At 38.0% G+C, this 16,341-nt stretch carries 12 protein-coding genes, 1 tRNA gene and 6 pseudogenes; 8 read left to right on the top strand and 11 right to left on the bottom strand.

Annotated elements, in window-relative coordinates; genetic code table 11:
* Positions 1-107: 107 nt before the first annotated feature.
* Both NYR89_RS02815 and gap read right to left on the bottom strand, forming a co-directional pair.
* A pseudogene (locus NYR89_RS02815) lies at positions 108-1,161 on the bottom strand (rod shape-determining protein).
* Positions 1,162-1,377: 216 nt separating this feature from the next.
* Positions 1,378-2,382 (bottom strand): type I glyceraldehyde-3-phosphate dehydrogenase, encoded by a 1,005-nt coding sequence (gene gap / locus NYR89_RS02810; protein ID WP_014991331.1) that lies wholly within the window; start codon positions 2,380-2,382, stop codon positions 1,378-1,380.
* Between the two features lie 222 nt (positions 2,383-2,604).
* Between gap and msrB the strand changes: the two genes are divergently transcribed.
* Entirely contained in the window at positions 2,605-3,000 is a 396-nt protein-coding gene (gene msrB / locus NYR89_RS02805; RefSeq protein ID WP_018652265.1) for a peptide-methionine (R)-S-oxide reductase MsrB, read from the top strand.
* A 124-nt stretch (positions 3,001-3,124) separates the two neighbouring features.
* On the opposite strand, the pseudogene leuB reads toward msrB, so the two are convergent.
* Positions 3,125-4,208 (bottom strand): annotated as a pseudogene (leuB, locus tag NYR89_RS02800) (3-isopropylmalate dehydrogenase).
* 114 nt (positions 4,209-4,322) lie between these two features.
* Between leuB and NYR89_RS02795 the strand changes: the two are divergent.
* A complete protein-coding gene (locus NYR89_RS02795) occupies positions 4,323-4,553 on the top strand; it encodes a YceK/YidQ family lipoprotein (protein WP_279446244.1) in 231 nt (76 codons plus the stop codon).
* Positions 4,554-4,669: 116 nt separating this feature from the next.
* Here NYR89_RS02795 and NYR89_RS02790 read toward each other — a convergent pair.
* The 3 genes and pseudogenes from NYR89_RS02790 to NYR89_RS02780 form a co-directional block, all read right to left on the bottom strand.
* A tRNA-Ile gene (locus tag NYR89_RS02790) sits at positions 4,670-4,746 on the bottom strand.
* A gap of 97 nt (positions 4,747-4,843) precedes the next feature.
* Positions 4,844-5,581: a peptidoglycan editing factor PgeF gene (gene pgeF, locus NYR89_RS02785; protein WP_279446243.1), complete on the bottom strand. Its 738-nt coding sequence runs from the start codon at positions 5,579-5,581 to the stop codon at positions 4,844-4,846.
* Between the two features lie 27 nt (positions 5,582-5,608).
* Positions 5,609-5,999: pseudogene (locus NYR89_RS02780) on the bottom strand (RidA family protein).
* A 92-nt stretch (positions 6,000-6,091) separates the two neighbouring features.
* On the opposite strand from NYR89_RS02780, the pseudogene yejK reads away from it, so the two are divergent.
* The 4 genes and pseudogenes from yejK (at position 6,092) to NYR89_RS02760 (ending at position 9,723) form a co-directional block, all read left to right on the top strand.
* Positions 6,092-7,092: pseudogene (gene yejK / locus NYR89_RS02775) on the top strand (nucleoid-associated protein YejK).
* A gap of 70 nt (positions 7,093-7,162) precedes the next feature.
* On the top strand, positions 7,163-7,510 hold the full coding sequence (gene bamE / locus NYR89_RS02770; RefSeq protein WP_279446242.1) for an outer membrane protein assembly factor BamE: 348 nt from the start codon (positions 7,163-7,165) through the stop codon (positions 7,508-7,510).
* Positions 7,511-7,828: 318 nt separating this feature from the next.
* Positions 7,829-9,169, top strand: a complete 1,341-nt coding sequence (gene gdhA, locus NYR89_RS02765; RefSeq protein ID WP_279446241.1) for an NADP-specific glutamate dehydrogenase — start codon at positions 7,829-7,831, stop codon at positions 9,167-9,169.
* A gap of 95 nt (positions 9,170-9,264) precedes the next feature.
* Positions 9,265-9,723 (top strand): DUF5358 family protein, encoded by a 459-nt coding sequence (locus NYR89_RS02760; RefSeq protein WP_279446627.1) that lies wholly within the window; start codon positions 9,265-9,267, stop codon positions 9,721-9,723.
* Positions 9,724-9,788: 65 nt separating this feature from the next.
* Here the strand turns inward: NYR89_RS02760 and purF are convergent.
* From purF to argG, 4 genes and pseudogenes are all read right to left on the bottom strand, one after another.
* Positions 9,789-11,304 (bottom strand): annotated as a pseudogene (purF, locus tag NYR89_RS02755) (amidophosphoribosyltransferase).
* A gap of 13 nt (positions 11,305-11,317) precedes the next feature.
* Entirely contained in the window at positions 11,318-11,818 is a 501-nt protein-coding gene (locus NYR89_RS02750; RefSeq protein WP_279446240.1) for a CvpA family protein, read from the bottom strand.
* Positions 11,819-11,972: 154 nt separating this feature from the next.
* Complete coding sequence (gene rnhA / locus NYR89_RS02745) at positions 11,973-12,434, bottom strand: ribonuclease HI (RefSeq protein WP_279446239.1); 462 nt, start codon at positions 12,432-12,434, stop codon at positions 11,973-11,975.
* Between the two features lie 122 nt (positions 12,435-12,556).
* Positions 12,557-13,887 (bottom strand): annotated as a pseudogene (gene argG / locus NYR89_RS02740) (argininosuccinate synthase).
* Positions 13,888-14,129: 242 nt separating this feature from the next.
* On the opposite strand from argG, the gene NYR89_RS02735 reads away from it, so the two are divergent.
* Together NYR89_RS02735 and NYR89_RS02730 are read left to right on the top strand one after the other, a co-directional pair.
* Positions 14,130-15,167, top strand: a complete 1,038-nt coding sequence (locus NYR89_RS02735; protein ID WP_279446238.1) for a glycosyltransferase family 9 protein — start codon at positions 14,130-14,132, stop codon at positions 15,165-15,167.
* Between the two features lie 83 nt (positions 15,168-15,250).
* Positions 15,251-16,081, top strand: coding sequence for a D-alanyl-D-alanine carboxypeptidase family protein (locus tag NYR89_RS02730; RefSeq protein ID WP_279446237.1), 831 nt, complete (start codon positions 15,251-15,253; stop codon positions 16,079-16,081).
* Positions 16,082-16,148: 67 nt separating this feature from the next.
* Here the strand turns inward: NYR89_RS02730 and yacG are convergent, their stop codons facing one another.
* Positions 16,149-16,340 carry a DNA gyrase inhibitor YacG gene (yacG, locus tag NYR89_RS02725; protein ID WP_279446236.1) on the bottom strand — a complete coding sequence of 64 codons (192 nt, stop codon included), beginning with the start codon at positions 16,338-16,340 and terminating at the stop codon, positions 16,149-16,151.
* Position 16,341 lies beyond the last annotated feature (1 nt).

Here is a 16,341-nt window from a genome sequence, read left to right as displayed (position 1 = left end):
GTTTACTATTTTGATAGGTAAATGACTGGGGACCGATAAGAAAATAATGGATAATGGACATATTGTATGCCATTACCCATTATTATTTATATCAATAAAATGGAGAACTAGTCATCGCTACTAAATACGTCGCCACCGTGCATATCGATCATATCTAGTGCTTTACCTCCACCACGAGCAACACAAGTTAAAGGCTCTTCTGCCACAATTACCGTTACGCCGGTTGCTTCTGAAAGTAATACATCTAAGTTTTGTAATAATGCACCACCACCAGTTAATACCATACCACGCTCAAAAATGTCTGCCGCAAGTTCTGGAGGGCATTGCTCTAATACAGATTTAACCGCTTCCACAATACCATTTAACGGCTGTTCAATTGCTTCTAAAACATGTTTGGAATTTAATTCAAACGTACGTGGTGCACCTTCAGCAAGGTTATGACCGTGAACTTCCATCGTACGAATTTCATCTTCATCACGAATAATCGCCATGGCGATTTCTTTCTTAATGCGTTCTGCAGTTGCCTCACCGATTGCTGAACCAAAATGACGACGTACATAAGCGACAATCGCTTCATCTAATTTATCACCGCCGATACGCACAGATGTTGAATAAACAATACCATTTAAAGAAAGTACAGCAACTTCTGTCGTACCGCCACCGATATCAATGACCATCGAACCTGTCGCTTCATGTACTGGTAAACCTGCACCGATCGCAATTGCCATTGGTTCCTCAATCAAATAAACTTCACGAGCACCCGCACCAATTGCAGATTCTTTAATTGCACGACGTTCTACTTGCGTTGCACCTGCCGGAACACAAACTAACACGCGAGGGCTAGGACGCATAAAATTATTACTATGCACTTGTTTAATAAAGTGTTGTAACATTTTCTCTGTTACAAAGAAATCAGCGATAACGCCGTCTTTCATTGGGCGAATCGCAGTAATACTTTTTGGTGTACGCCCAAGCATTAATTTAGCATCAGAACCTACCGCAGACAATACTTTTTAAAGAACCAATACGATCTTGACGCACAGCAACAACCGATGGTTCATCAAGTACAATACCTTGACCTTTCACATAAACTAATGTGTTTGCAGTACCGAGATCGATAGAAAGATCGTTAGAGAACAATCCTAGAAATTTTTTAAACATATAAGGGAATCCATTGAATTTGGGAATTTGCAACTATAAAAAAATAATGCTCACCACGGAGCAAAAAATTACGGCTAAATATAACAAAAAAGCCCCCTATACTTCAATGAATAATTTTAATAAACAAAAAATATCGCGGTTTTTATATTAAGAAATTTTAAAACAAAAAAACGCCATTCAAAATGAATGGCGTTTAAGATAAAACTTATTTAAAAATTAGCCTTTGTAGTTATAAACGTGAGCTACTAAGTCTAATACTTTGTTTGAATAACCAGTTTCGTTATCGTACCAAGATACTAATTTAACGAAAGTATCTGTTAATGCGATACCTGCTTTAGCATCAAATACTGAAGTTTCCACTGCACCATTGAAGTCTGTAGATACTACTGCATCTTCTGTATAACCTAAAACGCCTTTCATTTCATTTTCTGAAGCACGTTTGATTTCTGCACAGATTTCTTCGTATGTAGCTGGTTTTTCTAAGTTAACAGTTAAGTCAACAACAGAAACGTTTGCTGTTGGAACACGGAAAGCCATACCGGTTAATTTACCGTTTAATGCTGGTAATACTTTACCTACTGCTTTCGCCGCACCTGTTGATGAAGGAATGATGTTTTGTGAAGCACCACGACCACCACGCCAGTCTTTAGCTGATGGACCGTCTACAGTTTTTTGTGTCGCAGTTGTTGCATGAACTGTAGTCATTAAACCTTCTTTGATACCAAATTTGTTGTGGATTACTTTAGCTAATGGTGCTAAACAGTTAGTTGTACAAGAAGCGTTAGAAACGATATCTTGACCAGCATACGCATCGAAGTTTACACCGTTAACGAACATAGGAGTTGCATCTTTAGATGGACCAGTTAATACCACTTTTTTCGCACCTGCAGTAATGTGTTTACGTGCTGTAGCGTCATCTAAGAATAAACCTGTTGCTTCAACTGCGATATCAACACCGATTTCATCCCATTTTAAGTTAGCTGGATCACGTTCAGCTGTTACGCGGATTGCTTTACCGTTAACAACTAATTGACCATCTTTAACTTCAACAGTACCATTGAAACGGCCGTGAGTTGAGTCGTATTTTAACATATATGCCATATAATCAACGTCGATTAAGTCGTTGATACCTACAACTTCGATATCATCACGAAGTTGAGCCGCACGGAACACGATACGACCGATACGACCGAAGCCGTTAATACCAATTTTAATTGCCATAGATTTTTCTACCTATATTAAAGTTAAACAAAATTGTTCTTCTAATGCTTTAAGAAGTGCCTGAATTATAACACATACTCCAGTATGACTTACAACTAAAAGAACCGAAACAAATATAACAGATAAATTTTTTGTGATCTATGTCAAAATTTTAAAATTTGTAACGCTAAAGTGGTAAAAAAACGGTAGAATTGGAGAAAAATTTCTATCTTAGGAGTGAATATGATTAAAGATATTGATGAACTAACGGAAGAACAAGTTGAGATTCTGATTAATCATGGGACTGAAATGCCATTTACTGGTAAATTCTTACATGAGGAGCGTATTGGAACCTACCGTTGTGCTCGTTGCCACAATGCACTATTCCGTTCTGATACTAAATTTGATGCTGGTTGTGGGTGGCCGAGTTTCTATGAAGCCGTTTCAGACGATGCATTACGTTATTTAGATGATTACAGTTTAGGTCGCCATCGTACCGAAATTCGTTGTGGCAACTGCGATTCGCATATGGGGCACGTATTTAATGATGGGCCTCCGCCGACAGGTTTACGTTTCTGCTTAAACTCTATCGCTCTCAACTTTAAATGGGATGAAACAGGTGAAGAAATTGATGGTTAATTAATTTTATAAATTAAATATCATTTCATACATTAAACATAAAGAAAAGCGGTCGAAATTTGAAAAAGATTTGCAAAAATTCTTCACATTTCGACCGCTTGTTTATGCAAAATAATCTGCTATTTTAAGCTAAAATATTTCTTGCAATAATATCACCCATTTCACTGGTAGAAACCGGTGTATTTTCGTCCGCTAAATCACCAGTACGATAACCGTCCGCTAACGCTTTTTGAATTGTCGCTTCAATCGCATCCGCCGCCTCATTTAAGTTAAAGCTATAACGTAACATCATCGTCGCCGATAAAATTTGTGCGATTGGATTCGCAATATTTTTACCTGCGATATCTGGTGCCGAACCGCCTGCTGGCTCATATAAACCGAAACCATCTTCATTTAAACTTGCAGACGGAAGCATTCCCATCGAACCGGTAATCATTGCCGCCTCATCCGAAATGATATCGCCGAAAATATTCGAGCATAATAAGATATCAAAGGTTTCCGGCGCTTTGATTAATTGCATTGTTGCATTATCAATATACATATGTTCAAGTGTTACTTCCGGATATTCTTTAGCAATTTCACTTACTGTTTCACGCCATAAAATCGAGCTTTGTAATACGTTTGCTTTATCAATAGATGTCACTTTTTTGTTGCGTTTCATTGCCGATTCAAAAGCGACACGAGCAATACGCTCAATCTCATATTTATAATACACTTCCGTATCAAATGCTTTGGTTTGTGCCCCTTCGCCTTCACGCCCTTTCGGCTGACCAAAATAAATCCCACCAGTTAACTCACGTACCACAACCATATCGAAGCCTTTCGCCGCAATATCTGCACGTAATGGACAGAATTTCTCTAAACCTTTATATAAAGTGGCCGGGCGTAAGTTACAGAATAATTTAAAATGTTTACGTAATGGAAGTAATGAACCACGCTCAGGTTTGCTCATCCGGCGGTAAATTTACCCATTTAGGCCCACCTACTGAACCAAACAGAATCGCATCGGCTTCTTCACAGCCTTTTAAAGTATTTTCCGGTAGTGCTTTACCCTGTGCATCAATTGCCGCACCACCGATATTAAAATGATTAAAATTTAATTTAAAACCAAATTTTTGTTGTGTTGCTTCAAGCACTTTGATCGCTTGAGCCATAATTTCAGGGCCAATACCATCCCCAGCTAAAACAGCAATGTTGTAAGTTTGCATATAAAATCCTCTTATTATTATGAATCAAAGTTAAATATTCTACCTTAAAATTTAACCTATCGGGTGGGAATTTGTGAAATTTAGGCTAGAATAATCAAGAATTTGAGGAACTATATGAAGACATGCTTTCTAAAATTTGTCGCAATTGTAATTTTTAGCCAAAATTTGACCGCTTGCGGCACTATCATAAGCCTCACCGAAGGCGATTACTCCGTGTATGTAGGTGTCAGCACCGATTTTAAAGCGATCCAAAATGGAGGAATCTTAAGTATTCCGGCGGTGATTGATTTGCCACTAAGTTTTGTGCTTGATACATTAATACTACCAGTCACATTAAGCCAATAAAGAAATATAACTAAATTTTGTAGTTACACGTACAAAAACACAATGTAGAAAAAGAAATAAAAGTCAGTAAAATCAAGGCTTAAGAGTAAGAATACGAAAGAGTGGAAAAGTTAAGCTGGTCCCCCCTACCGGACTTGAACCAGTGACCAAGCGATTATGAGTCGCCTGCTCTAACCGACTGAGCTAAGGGGGGATTAAGAAATGAGATTGGATTATAGGTAAATTTTAGGTATTCGTCTAGCATTAGACGAACACCTGCATAAAAAGCATACTATGTAATAAATTACGCTTTATTCCGCACGCCAAATGAGACTTGCCATACGTCCGGTCTGCTTATCTCTTCGGTAAGAGAAAAAGCGTTCTTGTTCGGTAAAAGTACAATGCTCTCCACCGAAAATTTCGGTAATACCAAGTTTATTCAATCGCTGTTGAGCAATTTGGTAAAGATTTCCTAAAAATTTACCGCTTGTTGTCGGGTCCGCAATAAATGCCTGTTCCGCTTGCGGATCAAAAGCACAGAACTGCTCAATCACTTCTTTGCCGACTTGGAATTTAGTTGGACCAATTGCAGGCCCTAACCATGCACAAATCTCCGTTGGAGAACAAGCAAATTCAGCAACCGTATTTTCTAATACGCCATCGCATAAACCACGCCATCCGGCATGAGTAGCGACCACTTCTTTTCCATCTTTACTATAGAAAAGTACCGGCAAACAATCTGCCGTCATCACTAAGCAAACCTGATTCAGTTGATCGGTATAAACCGCATCTGCTTCCAAATTATCGCCGTCATACGGTAGGCGAATCACTCGAGTGCTGTGTGTTTGCGTTAAAAAGAGTGGAAAATGCGGTAAACCGAACTGCTCTACCAATAACTGGCGATTTTGTTGTACATCCTTAGGATTATCGCCGACATGATCACCTAAATTAAAACTATCAAAAGGCACTTGGCTGACGCCGCCTGTTCTGACGGTAGTAAAGGCACGAATATGCTCAGGCGCATACCAATTTGGCGTAATGTTCTTCATTGCAAAATTTTCTCTAAAAATGACCGCTTATTTGCGTACCGCAATCGCTTCAATCTCTAAACCAACATCTTTTGGTAAACGAGCAACTTCAACGCAAGAACGAGCCGGAAATGCCGGATGATTATTTTCACGGAAAAACGCTTCATATTCAGCATTAACAGTTGCGAAATCATTCAAGTCTTTTACAAAAACGGTTGTTTTAACAATATCCGCTACGCTTAAACCGGCTTGTTCAACAATTGCTTTTACATTTTCTAATGATTGACGTGCCTGCTGAGTAATATCTGTTGGAATCTCGCCTGTTTGCGGATTAACTGGAATTTGTCCTGAGGTTAAAACAAGATTACCTAAATCAACCGCTTGTACGTATGGACCAATTGCTTGCAGGTGCTTTTTCTGTGTGAATAACTTTAGTCATAATGTATTCCTTCTTTTGATAATGAAAAATAGTACGTTTAATGATAATATCTCCCACCTTTTATTTCTACCCCTAATCTCAAGAGAAATAGTATGAGCATTAATGTTACTGAAATTGTCCTTCATCAGATTCATCAAACCGAAGGCGAAACACCAGAATTAAATACGGTGCTTCGCGATAACCTGCTTGCCATTAGCCCCGAAGTTGAACAAATGATGTTGCGGCTCACCAAGCCTATCAAAGTAAAGCAAAGGCTTACGGCGTATTTAAAAATGAATCTATTTTTGCTCAGCAACTTAATCGCTTATTAGAACAAGAAACCGATTTTCTGCCGTTCAGTCATAGTAGTGCCAAAATGCTCTCGAGTGAATTAGCGAAATATCCTTTTGCATCAGGTGGAACCTTTATCCTTTGTCGTTATAACTTTTTGGCAACGGATTATTTATTTATCGCATTGATTGATAGCCGTACTTCAATGTTAGTGGACGATCAATTAGACATAAAACGCACCGAATATTTGGATATTACTCAGTATGATATCGCTTGCCGTATCAATCTGACAGAATTAAAAATCAATGCACAATCAAACCGCTATCTCACCTTTATTAAAGGACGAGTCGGACGCAAAATTGCGGATTTCTTTATGGATTTCCTGAGTGCGGAAGAGGGTTTTAACCCTCAACTACAGAATCAAACACTGTTACAAGCAGTAAGTGACTATTGTGATCAAGGGGAATTATCTGCCCCGCAAATACGCGAAGTCAAAAAGCAAGTATTTGAATACTGTAAAGGGCAAATTAACAGCGGTGAAGAAATCGCCTTAAGTGAATTATCTGAAGCACTGCCAACACTTAATGAGGTTAATTTCGCACAATTTACTCAAGAACAAGAATACGGACTCGAAGAAAATATTCCACCGGTTCGTAATGCCTTGAAAACCTTAACCAAATATTCAGGCTCAGGAAAGGGAGTAACAATTAGCTTTAATGCGGAATTACTCGGCGAACGTTTAATTTGGGATGAACTAAACGATACTTTGACAATCAAAGGATTACCAGCGAATTTGCGTGACCAATTAGAACGCAATAAATAATGGAAAAATTTTATCAGTTTGGGTATTATCTATCCAATCATTTTGAACAATTTAAAGGTCAATAAACATTATGAAAATGAAATCTCTTTTAGCTATCGCATTGCTTGCTGTAGGCGTAACCTCTTGTTCTACAGTGAAAAAAGTTGTATATCGTATTGATGTTCCACAAGGTAACTACCTAGAGCAAGAAAAGATTGACCAAATTAAAGTTGGTATGAACAAAGCTCAGGTGCAATATTTGCTAGGTACGCCGATGTTAAAAGACAGCTTTAATCAAGATCGTTGGAGTTATGTTTACATCAAGCGTGAAGGTTATAACGATCCTATTCAACATACTCTATTCGTTTATTTTAATTCTAAAGGTTTAGTCAGCGATATTAAATTGGATAAACCGATTGAAACAACTTTAGCTGAATAAATATAATGACCCACATTTTTGTGGGTTTTCTTTTACACGCAATCATTAATTTTTCTAATCCAAGCTCACTTCATTACTTTTTGTATACTCTTATATATTTTTTTAATTTTTATCTATATTTATGCATTTTCTCTCTAAAAAATAGATATAAACATCCATAATTAGATTAATAAATAAACTCCTAAACAAATTTTTGTAATTTATTTGATTATTTTTTTTAATTAACACTTTTCAAATTTAAAATTGCTTGATAGACTCCAAGACATAGCAAAACACAACGCATTTCTTACAAAAATTTAAACACAACAGGAGTACTTTATGAGCGACTTAAACGCATTGTTCCAAAAAATCAAACAACGTGATCCTAACCAAGCTCCATTCCACCAAGCGGTAGAAGAAGTTTTCGGTTCATTAGCACCCTTCCTTGCGAAAAATCCACAATATACTCAACAAGGTATTTTAGAACGTATTGTTGAGCCTGAACGTGTTATTACGTTCCGTGTAACTTGGGTTGATGATAAAGGTCAAGTGCAAGTAAACCGTGGTTACCGTGTGCAAATGAACTCTGCGATTGGTCCTTATAAAGGCGGTATTCGTTTCCATCCAACCGTTGACTTAGGTGTTTTAAAATTCCTTGCATTTGAACAAGTATTCAAAAATGCCTTAACGACATTACCAATGGGTGGTGGTAAAGGTGGTTCGGACTTCGATCCAAAAGGCAAATCAGACGCAGAAGTTATGCGTTTCTGCCAAGCATTTATGACTGAATTATCTCGCCATATCGGTGCAGATACTGACGTACCGGCAGGCGACATCGGTGTTGGCGGTCGAGAAATCGGCTATATGTACGGTCAATATAAAAAATTACGTAATGAATTTACCTCAGTATTAACCGGTAAAAGTTTAACTTGGGGCGGTAGCTTAATTCGTCCAGAAGCAACTGGTTATGGTACAGTTTACTTTGCAGATGCAATGCTAGCCACCAAAGGTCAAGGCTTTGAAGGTAAACGTGTAGTTATCTCAGGTTCCGGTAACGTAGCACAATACGCGGCTGAAAAAGCGATTCAAAAAGGAGCGAAAGTCTTAACTGTCTCAGACTCAAATGGTTATGTGTTATTCCCTGAATCAGGTATGACAGAAAAACAATTAGCGGATTTATTAGTGTTGAAAAATGAACGTCGTGAACGTTTATCAGTATATGCGAAAGAACAAGGCATCCAATACTTTGAAGGTCAAAAACCATGGGGCGTGAAATGTGATATTGCGCTTCCGTGTGCAACACAAAACGAGTTAGACGGCGAAGCGGCAAAAGAATTAGTGAAAAACGGTTGTTTCTGTGTGGCTGAAGGCGCAAATATGCCGACTACACTTGAAGGAGTGGAAGTATTTATCGCGGCGAAAATCCTTTACGCACCGGGTAAAGCGACAAATGCTGGTGGTGTAGCAACTTCAGGTTTAGAAATGAGCCAAAACGCAATTCGTTTATCTTGGACTCGTGAAGAAGTTGATCAACGTCTATTCAATATTATGACAGCGATTCACCAAAACTGTGTGGAAAACGGTACAGAATCAGACGGTTATGTGAACTATGTAAATGGTGCAAATATTGCGGGCTTCAAAAAAGTGGCGACAGCAATGTTAGAACAAGGTATCGTATAACGATTTCCACTAAAATAAGCCCTCTTCGGAGGGTTTATTTTTTGTGCGAAATAAAAGATTTATGCTATGCTATTCCAATTAAAGATAGGAATAACATTATGCGAAAAATTTTATTTACATTACTCTGTACAACTTTGTGTCATACTGCTTTTGCAAATACTACTGAAAATTTGACCGCCGCTCCAGAACAAGCTAAATATAAAATTTCCGAAACAGATGTAAAAATCTTAATTCGTCAGTTAAATAACATTGAACAATGTATATTTCCCGGATTAGCTAAATCTGATTACCAGAAAATTTACGATAATTGGTCTGTGTCAGAAAATATGACGATGTTCTATTTTCAACAAAACTTATTAAAAGACCTGATTGGCGAACAAAATACACAACTCATTGAAAAAGACAAAGGCTCACGCCACTATTTCGAACAAATGCATGAGAAATACAATCACCAAAAAGCTAATGTTGACAAATCTCGTTGCGAAGACTTCAAGCCAATCTATGCTCAGATTAAACAACGGATTGAATCCTCAATACCACAAGTATATAAGTAAACGATCATACAACAAAAAGCCCTTGAATCTTCTCAGATTCAAGGGCTGTATTTTTATGCTTGAATTTAGTTTTCGTTATGAATTTCTAAATTGGTTGCCTGTTTTGCCGCTTTGGCTTTCGCTTTGTCGTTACGTGCGCAGGCAATGGCATCAAGATAAGATTTATCAACATCACCAGTAATATATTCGCCGGTAAATACAGAAGCATCAAAATTATGAATTGCCGGATTCTCTGTTTGCACCGCTTTATAAAGTGCTTCAAGATCTTGGAAAATCAACTTATCTACGCCAATCATTTCCGCCACTTCCTCAACAGAGCGATCATACGCCACAAGTTCTTCACAAGTTGGCATATCAATACCATATACGTTCGGGTAACGAATTTCCGGTGCGACAGACGCAAAGTAAACTTTTTTTGCACCGGCGACGTGCCATTTCAACAATCTGCTCAGATGTCGTACCACGTACAATAGAGTCATCAACTAATAAAACATTTTTGCCCTTAAACTCGCTTGCAATCGCATTTAATTTACGGCGTACTGAGCTTTTACGTTGTGCTTGTCCCGGCATAATGAAGGTGCGTGCCACATAACGGTTTTTCACAAAGCCTTGACGATAAGGTTTATATAAGACATTTGCAATACGTACGGCAATATCATTTGAGGTTTCAGGGATTGGAATAACCACATCAATTTCATCAACCATTCTACCCCATTCACGTTTAATTTTTTCACCCAATAACTCGCCCATATGCACGCGAGCACCATAAACAGATACGCCATCAATTACGGAATCTGGACGAGCAAAATAAACGTATTCAAAAATACAAGGGTTTAATTTCGGATTATCCGCACAAATTGCCGAATGTAACTCACCCTCAAAAGTAATGTAAACCGCTTCACCCGGGTTTACGTCACGTACAAATTCAAAACCAACAATATCTAAAGCAACGCTTTCGGAAGCAAACATGTATTCTGTTTTACCTTCCACAACACGTTTACCTAATACTAATGGACGAATACCAAACGGATCACGGAATGCCACCATTCCATGACCGATAATCATGGCGATACACGCATAAGCACCACGAATCACTTCATTGGTTTTACGTACCGTTTCAAAGATATTTTCTGGCGTTAAATGGGCGGTCGGATATTGATCTAAATAGTGTGCAAAAATATTCAATAGTGATTCTGAATCCGAATTGGTATTCACGTGGCGGCGAGCTTCTTTGAATAAGCGTTCTTTTAATTCAGCATTATTGGTTAAGTTACCATTGTGAACTAAAGTTAAGCCAAAAGGTGAGTTTACATAGAAAGGTTGTGCTTCTGAAACACTGGATGAACCTGCTGTCGGATAGCGAACATGACCAATACCCGCATTACCTTGTAATCTAAGCATATGCTCTTGACGAAACACGTCACTTACTAAGCCATTAGCTTTACGTAAGCGGAAGCGGTTTTCATCATCAATTGTGACGATACCTGCGGCATCTTGCCCGCGATGTTGAAGTAATGTTAGACCATCATAAATCGCCTGGTTAACCGGCGATCCCCCAATAATGCCGACAATGCCGCACATATCAAAAACCTCTCTATTTAGTCGAATTTAAAAAGCTGGAATTAGCTTGTAGTTGTTCAAAGAACCATTTCACAATAAAGTCAAAGTGTGGAATGAGTTGAGACTCTTTCCATAATTCCGTTTGGCTTGCAGATGAGAAAGTATCTAAGAAGAATAAAACTGCCGCAACAATCAAAATACCACGCAATGCACCAAATGCACCACCCAATACTCTATCCGTTGCAGATAATCCTGTTGTATCAACAAGTTTGCTTAAAAGTGTCGTAATTACACCACAAATAATCAACGTAATAATGAAAAGAACAGCGGCAACCCCATTACGTAAATATTCCGAATTTTGTAGATATACCGAATTAACCTGTGTTAAGTAACCACTAAGATAAGGATAAAAACCGCTAGCAACAAAGAATGCTACGACCCAACCGGCAAGTGAAAGCACTTCACTTATAAAACCTCGCCAAAGACTGACCAAGATAGAAAATGCAATTAATCCGATGATAATAATGTCAACCATAAAAACCTCTAAAGGCTAAGAACCTATATTCTACAAAAAAAGAAAACGTTTGCGTAGAGCAAACTTCATAAAAAACGCATAATATATGCTAAAAAATTTACAAGCGGTTCAAATTTGCAAAAATTTTGAAAAATTTGACCGATTGCCTCTTTGGCTAATCCGCATTATACCCTACATCATCTAATGTAGGGTTATTTGCACCGGCTTTAGCCAACTCATCGCAAATTTCATTTTCACGATGACCCGAATGGCCTTTTACCCAAGCCCACTCAATTTTGTGACGCTGAATCTCTTGATCTAGCATTATCCACAAATCTTTATTTTTAACCGGCTTACCATTTGCCGTTTTCCAGTTATTTTTCTTCCAGTTAAAAATCCATTTAGTGATGCCATCTTTCATATATTGGCTATCTGAATTTAACTGCACTTGGCAAGGCTCTTTCAACATTGCCAACCCTTCAATCACCGCACGTAATTCCATCCGGTTATTAGTCGTCTGAAAGTAGCCTTTGCTAACTTGCTTCTCGTGTCCGTTGTAACGCAACACAATGCCAATCCCACCTTTGCCGGGATTGCCCAAGCACGATCCGTCCGTAAATATTTCAACTAATTTCATTTGCAAAAAATTCTTAATTTTTGACCGCTTAATTTAAAAACTAATGAAAAAATTAAAGCCCCAAAGCGTAAACTATTGGGGCTTTTGGTTGATTCTAAGTTTTCTTGCTATTTAGATCAAGATTACTTTTGACCAAGTTGTGGTAATACGTTGTTTTGAACAGATAATAAACCTGTCTCAGTATAGATGCCTAATTTACCGCGTGTATCCACGATATCTAAGTTACGCATGGTTAATTGACCGATACGATCCGCAGGTGTGAACGGTGCATCTTCTACTTTTTCCATACTTAAACGTTCTGCTTCGTAAGTTAAGTTTGGTGATTCAGTATTTAAAATAGTGAAGTCATTACCACGACGTAATTCTAAAGTGACTGTACCGGTAATCGCTTTCGCCACCCAACGTTGTGCTGTTTCACGTAACATTAACGCTTGTGGATCGAACCAACGACCTTGGTATAATAAGCGACCTAAACGTAAACCGTTGATACGATATTGTTCGATTGTGTCTTCGTTATGGATACCGGTTACTAAACGCTCATAAGCGATATGTAATAACGCCATCCCTGGTGCTTCATAGATACCGCGAGATTTTGCTTCAATAATACGGTTTTCGATTTGATCCGACATACCTAAACCGTGGCGACCACCGATACGGTTTGCTTCTAAAATTAATTCAACCGCATCTTCGATACGTTTACCGTTTAATGCTACCGGCACACCTTCTTCAAAAGTTACAGAAACGGTTTCAGGTTTAATTTCTACATTTTCGTCCCAGAATGCTACACCCATAATCGGTTTCACAATTTTCATACCAGTGCTTAATTCTTCTAAGTCTTTTGCTTCGTGAGTCGCACCTAACATATTTGAGTCTGTTGAGTATGCTTTTTCTACCGACATTTTATAGTCAAAACCGTTAGCGATTAAGAATTGAGACATTTCAAAACGACCGCCAAGCTCATCAATGAAAAGTTGATCTAACCAAGGTTTATAGATTTTTAATTTTGGATTGGTCAATAAGCCGTAACGGTAGAAACGCTCAATATCATTACCTTTAAAAGTTGAACCGTCACCCCAGATATTTACATCATCTTCTTTCATTGCCGCAACAAGCATTGTACCGGTTACCGCACGACCAAGTGGCGTTGTATTGAAATATGGAATACCACCGGTTGAAATATGGAAAGCACCACATTGAATCGCGCGATCCCTTCGTGTGCTAATTGAGCTCGACAGTCGATTAAGCGAGCATTTTCCGCACCGTATTCCATCGCTTTTCTCGGAATTGCATTATAGTCGTCTTCATCCGGTTGACCTAAATTTGCAGTATAAGCATAAGGCACTGCACCTTTTTTACGCATCCAAAGTAATGCGGCTGACGTATCTAAACCACCGGAAAATGCGATACCTACTTTTTGACCTAACGGGAGAGATTCTAAAATTGTTGCTGACATACGAATTCCTATAAATTTTTAAATATAAGTAAAACTGACGCAAACGGTTGCATTTGTGCCATTCCATCTATTCTAGTCCAATTCTATAAAAATTACATCTAAAATTTCGGCAGAAATTTTTTAGCGTTAAACAATGCTATAACAAGAGATAAACAAGCGGTTAAATTTCCATAATTTTTTACCAAAAATTCTGCTTAGAAAATGCTAAAATAGTGCCTAATTTGTTTTAAAGGTTGGTAAACATGAAAAAGATTCTCGTTATTCGCAATGACAAAATCGGTGATTTTATGGTTTGTTTTCCGGCATTTGCGATGCTAAAACAAGCTATGCCGAATGTAGAAATTACCGCATTAGTGCCGAGCTATACCGCACCGCTCGCTGAACTATGCCCTTCAATTGATCACGTGATTATCGACACCCCGAATAAAAAAGATAAAGCTGAATTTCAGCGTGTTTTACAAGCGGTTAAAAATTCAGAATTTGATGCAGTAATCAGTTTTGTTTCCGATTGGTATAATGCGAAATTGACTTGGAAAAGTGGCATTAAACACCGCCTTGCTCCGGCGACTAAAGTTTTTCAATTTCTATATAACCAACGTTTAACGCAACGCCGTTCGCAATCGGCAAAAGCGGAAAGCGAATATAATCTCGATTTGGCTCGTGCTTTTCTACAAAAACACCATATTGCAACAGTTGAACCTCAGCCACCTTACTTACAATTCAGCGAAGAGCAAATTGCACAACAAAAAGCAAAATTAGCAAAAAATCTGCAAATTTCGACCGCTTGTAAATGGCTTTTTGTACATGCGTCCACCGGTGGTTCAGCAACCAGTTTATCCATTGAACAATATGCCAAAATGCTGAACTGTATTGCCAAAGAAACCAATTGTGAAATTGTACTGACTGCCGGTAAAGGCGAAAGCAAAAAAGCTCATCAATTAGCAGAACAAATTACGGCGACTCAAGCAGTTGTGTATGATAAGAATGACGGTTTACAAGATTTTGCCTGTTCGATTGCTTGTGCCGATCTATTTATTGCTGGTTCAACCGGACCTTTGCATATTGCCGGTGCATTAAATGTCGCAACTATCGGTTTTTATCCAAGCCGTTTATCTGCATTGCCTCGCCGTTGGCGTCCAATCAATGAAGAAGGTAAACACTTAGCCTTTATGCCGCCTGAAGCGAAGGAAAAAACGCAACAAATGAATTTGGGATTAATCTCTATTGACGAAGCCCTTAAAACTATTATTCCTTTTGTAAAGAACATTTGGTATTCATAAGAATTGTTTAATTGATAGTAAGGATAAAAAAAGCCTGTTAGAATAACAGGTCTTTTTAACTGAAGTAGCTTAAATTAATTAATATGCTAAAAAAACTATTCCCTTTATTTTTATTCTCCCCCTCTTTGGCTATTGCTCAATCTTATGTAGTCTATGATTTTACTCATGACCGAATTTTAGAAAGCCGTTCAGCAAATAATGTGCAACCTATTGCCTCGGTCACTAAATTAATGACTGCAAATGTTTTCTTAGAAAATAATAAAAATAAAAATTGTAGTGCCTCAATTTCCGATCAAGATTTTGATTATATTAAAGGTACAGGTACTAAATTACCTAAACATACACCGATTGCTTGTGACGAATTATTAAAAGCAATGTTAGTTCATTCGGATAATTATGCGACTCACGCACTTTCTCGTTCTGCGGGTATGAGCCGTGTACAATTCATCCAAAAAATGAACCAAAAAGCTCAACAATTAGGTATGCGTTCCACACGTTTTCACGATAGCTCTGGTTTATCAAGTGCAAATATTTCCAGTGCGATGGATTTAGTTAAACTGGCGAAATATTCTCTCAATAACGCAAAAATTCAAGAGCTTTCAAATACCAAAGTCGCCTATATTCGTGCAGGAAAACGTAATGTATTTATGCAAAATACGAGTGCCTTGGTGCGAGAAGAAATGTTTGATGCGACGATCAATAAAACCGGCTATATTCGTGAGTCAGGTTATAACTTAGTCTTTGTAAATAAACACCAATGTAATCATGCAACTATCGGTGTCATCAGTTTAAATAATCGCAGTTCTGCTATCCGTTCAAACTTTACTAAAAATAAATTAGAACAATACGGCTGTGCTTCTTTAGCCGACGAAGATCTAAACTACGACGGTTATGATGAGAAAGAAGATATTTAAATATAAACCGCTTGTAGCCTCAAGCTACAAGCGGTTTAATTTTTAGATAGATTTGTCACTAAGCATTTTACAAATAATGTCCCTCTAAATCAGACGTCATTACATCATTTTCTACCGCTGCGATACGCTTTTCTTCATTCGCCCACTCGCCTAAATCAATCAATTGGCAACGCTCACTACAAAACGGGCGATATTTACTTTCAGGCTTCCAAATAACCTCTTTATTGCAAGTAGGACAATTAACTACGGTTTCTGACATT

The sequence above is a fragment of the Actinobacillus arthritidis genome (genome assembly GCF_029774155.1).
GTDB classification, from domain to species: domain Bacteria; phylum Pseudomonadota; class Gammaproteobacteria; order Enterobacterales; family Pasteurellaceae; genus Actinobacillus; species Actinobacillus arthritidis.
The sequence above is the reverse complement of the archived record's forward strand: the minus strand, read 5'-3'. Positions and strand labels throughout refer to the sequence as shown.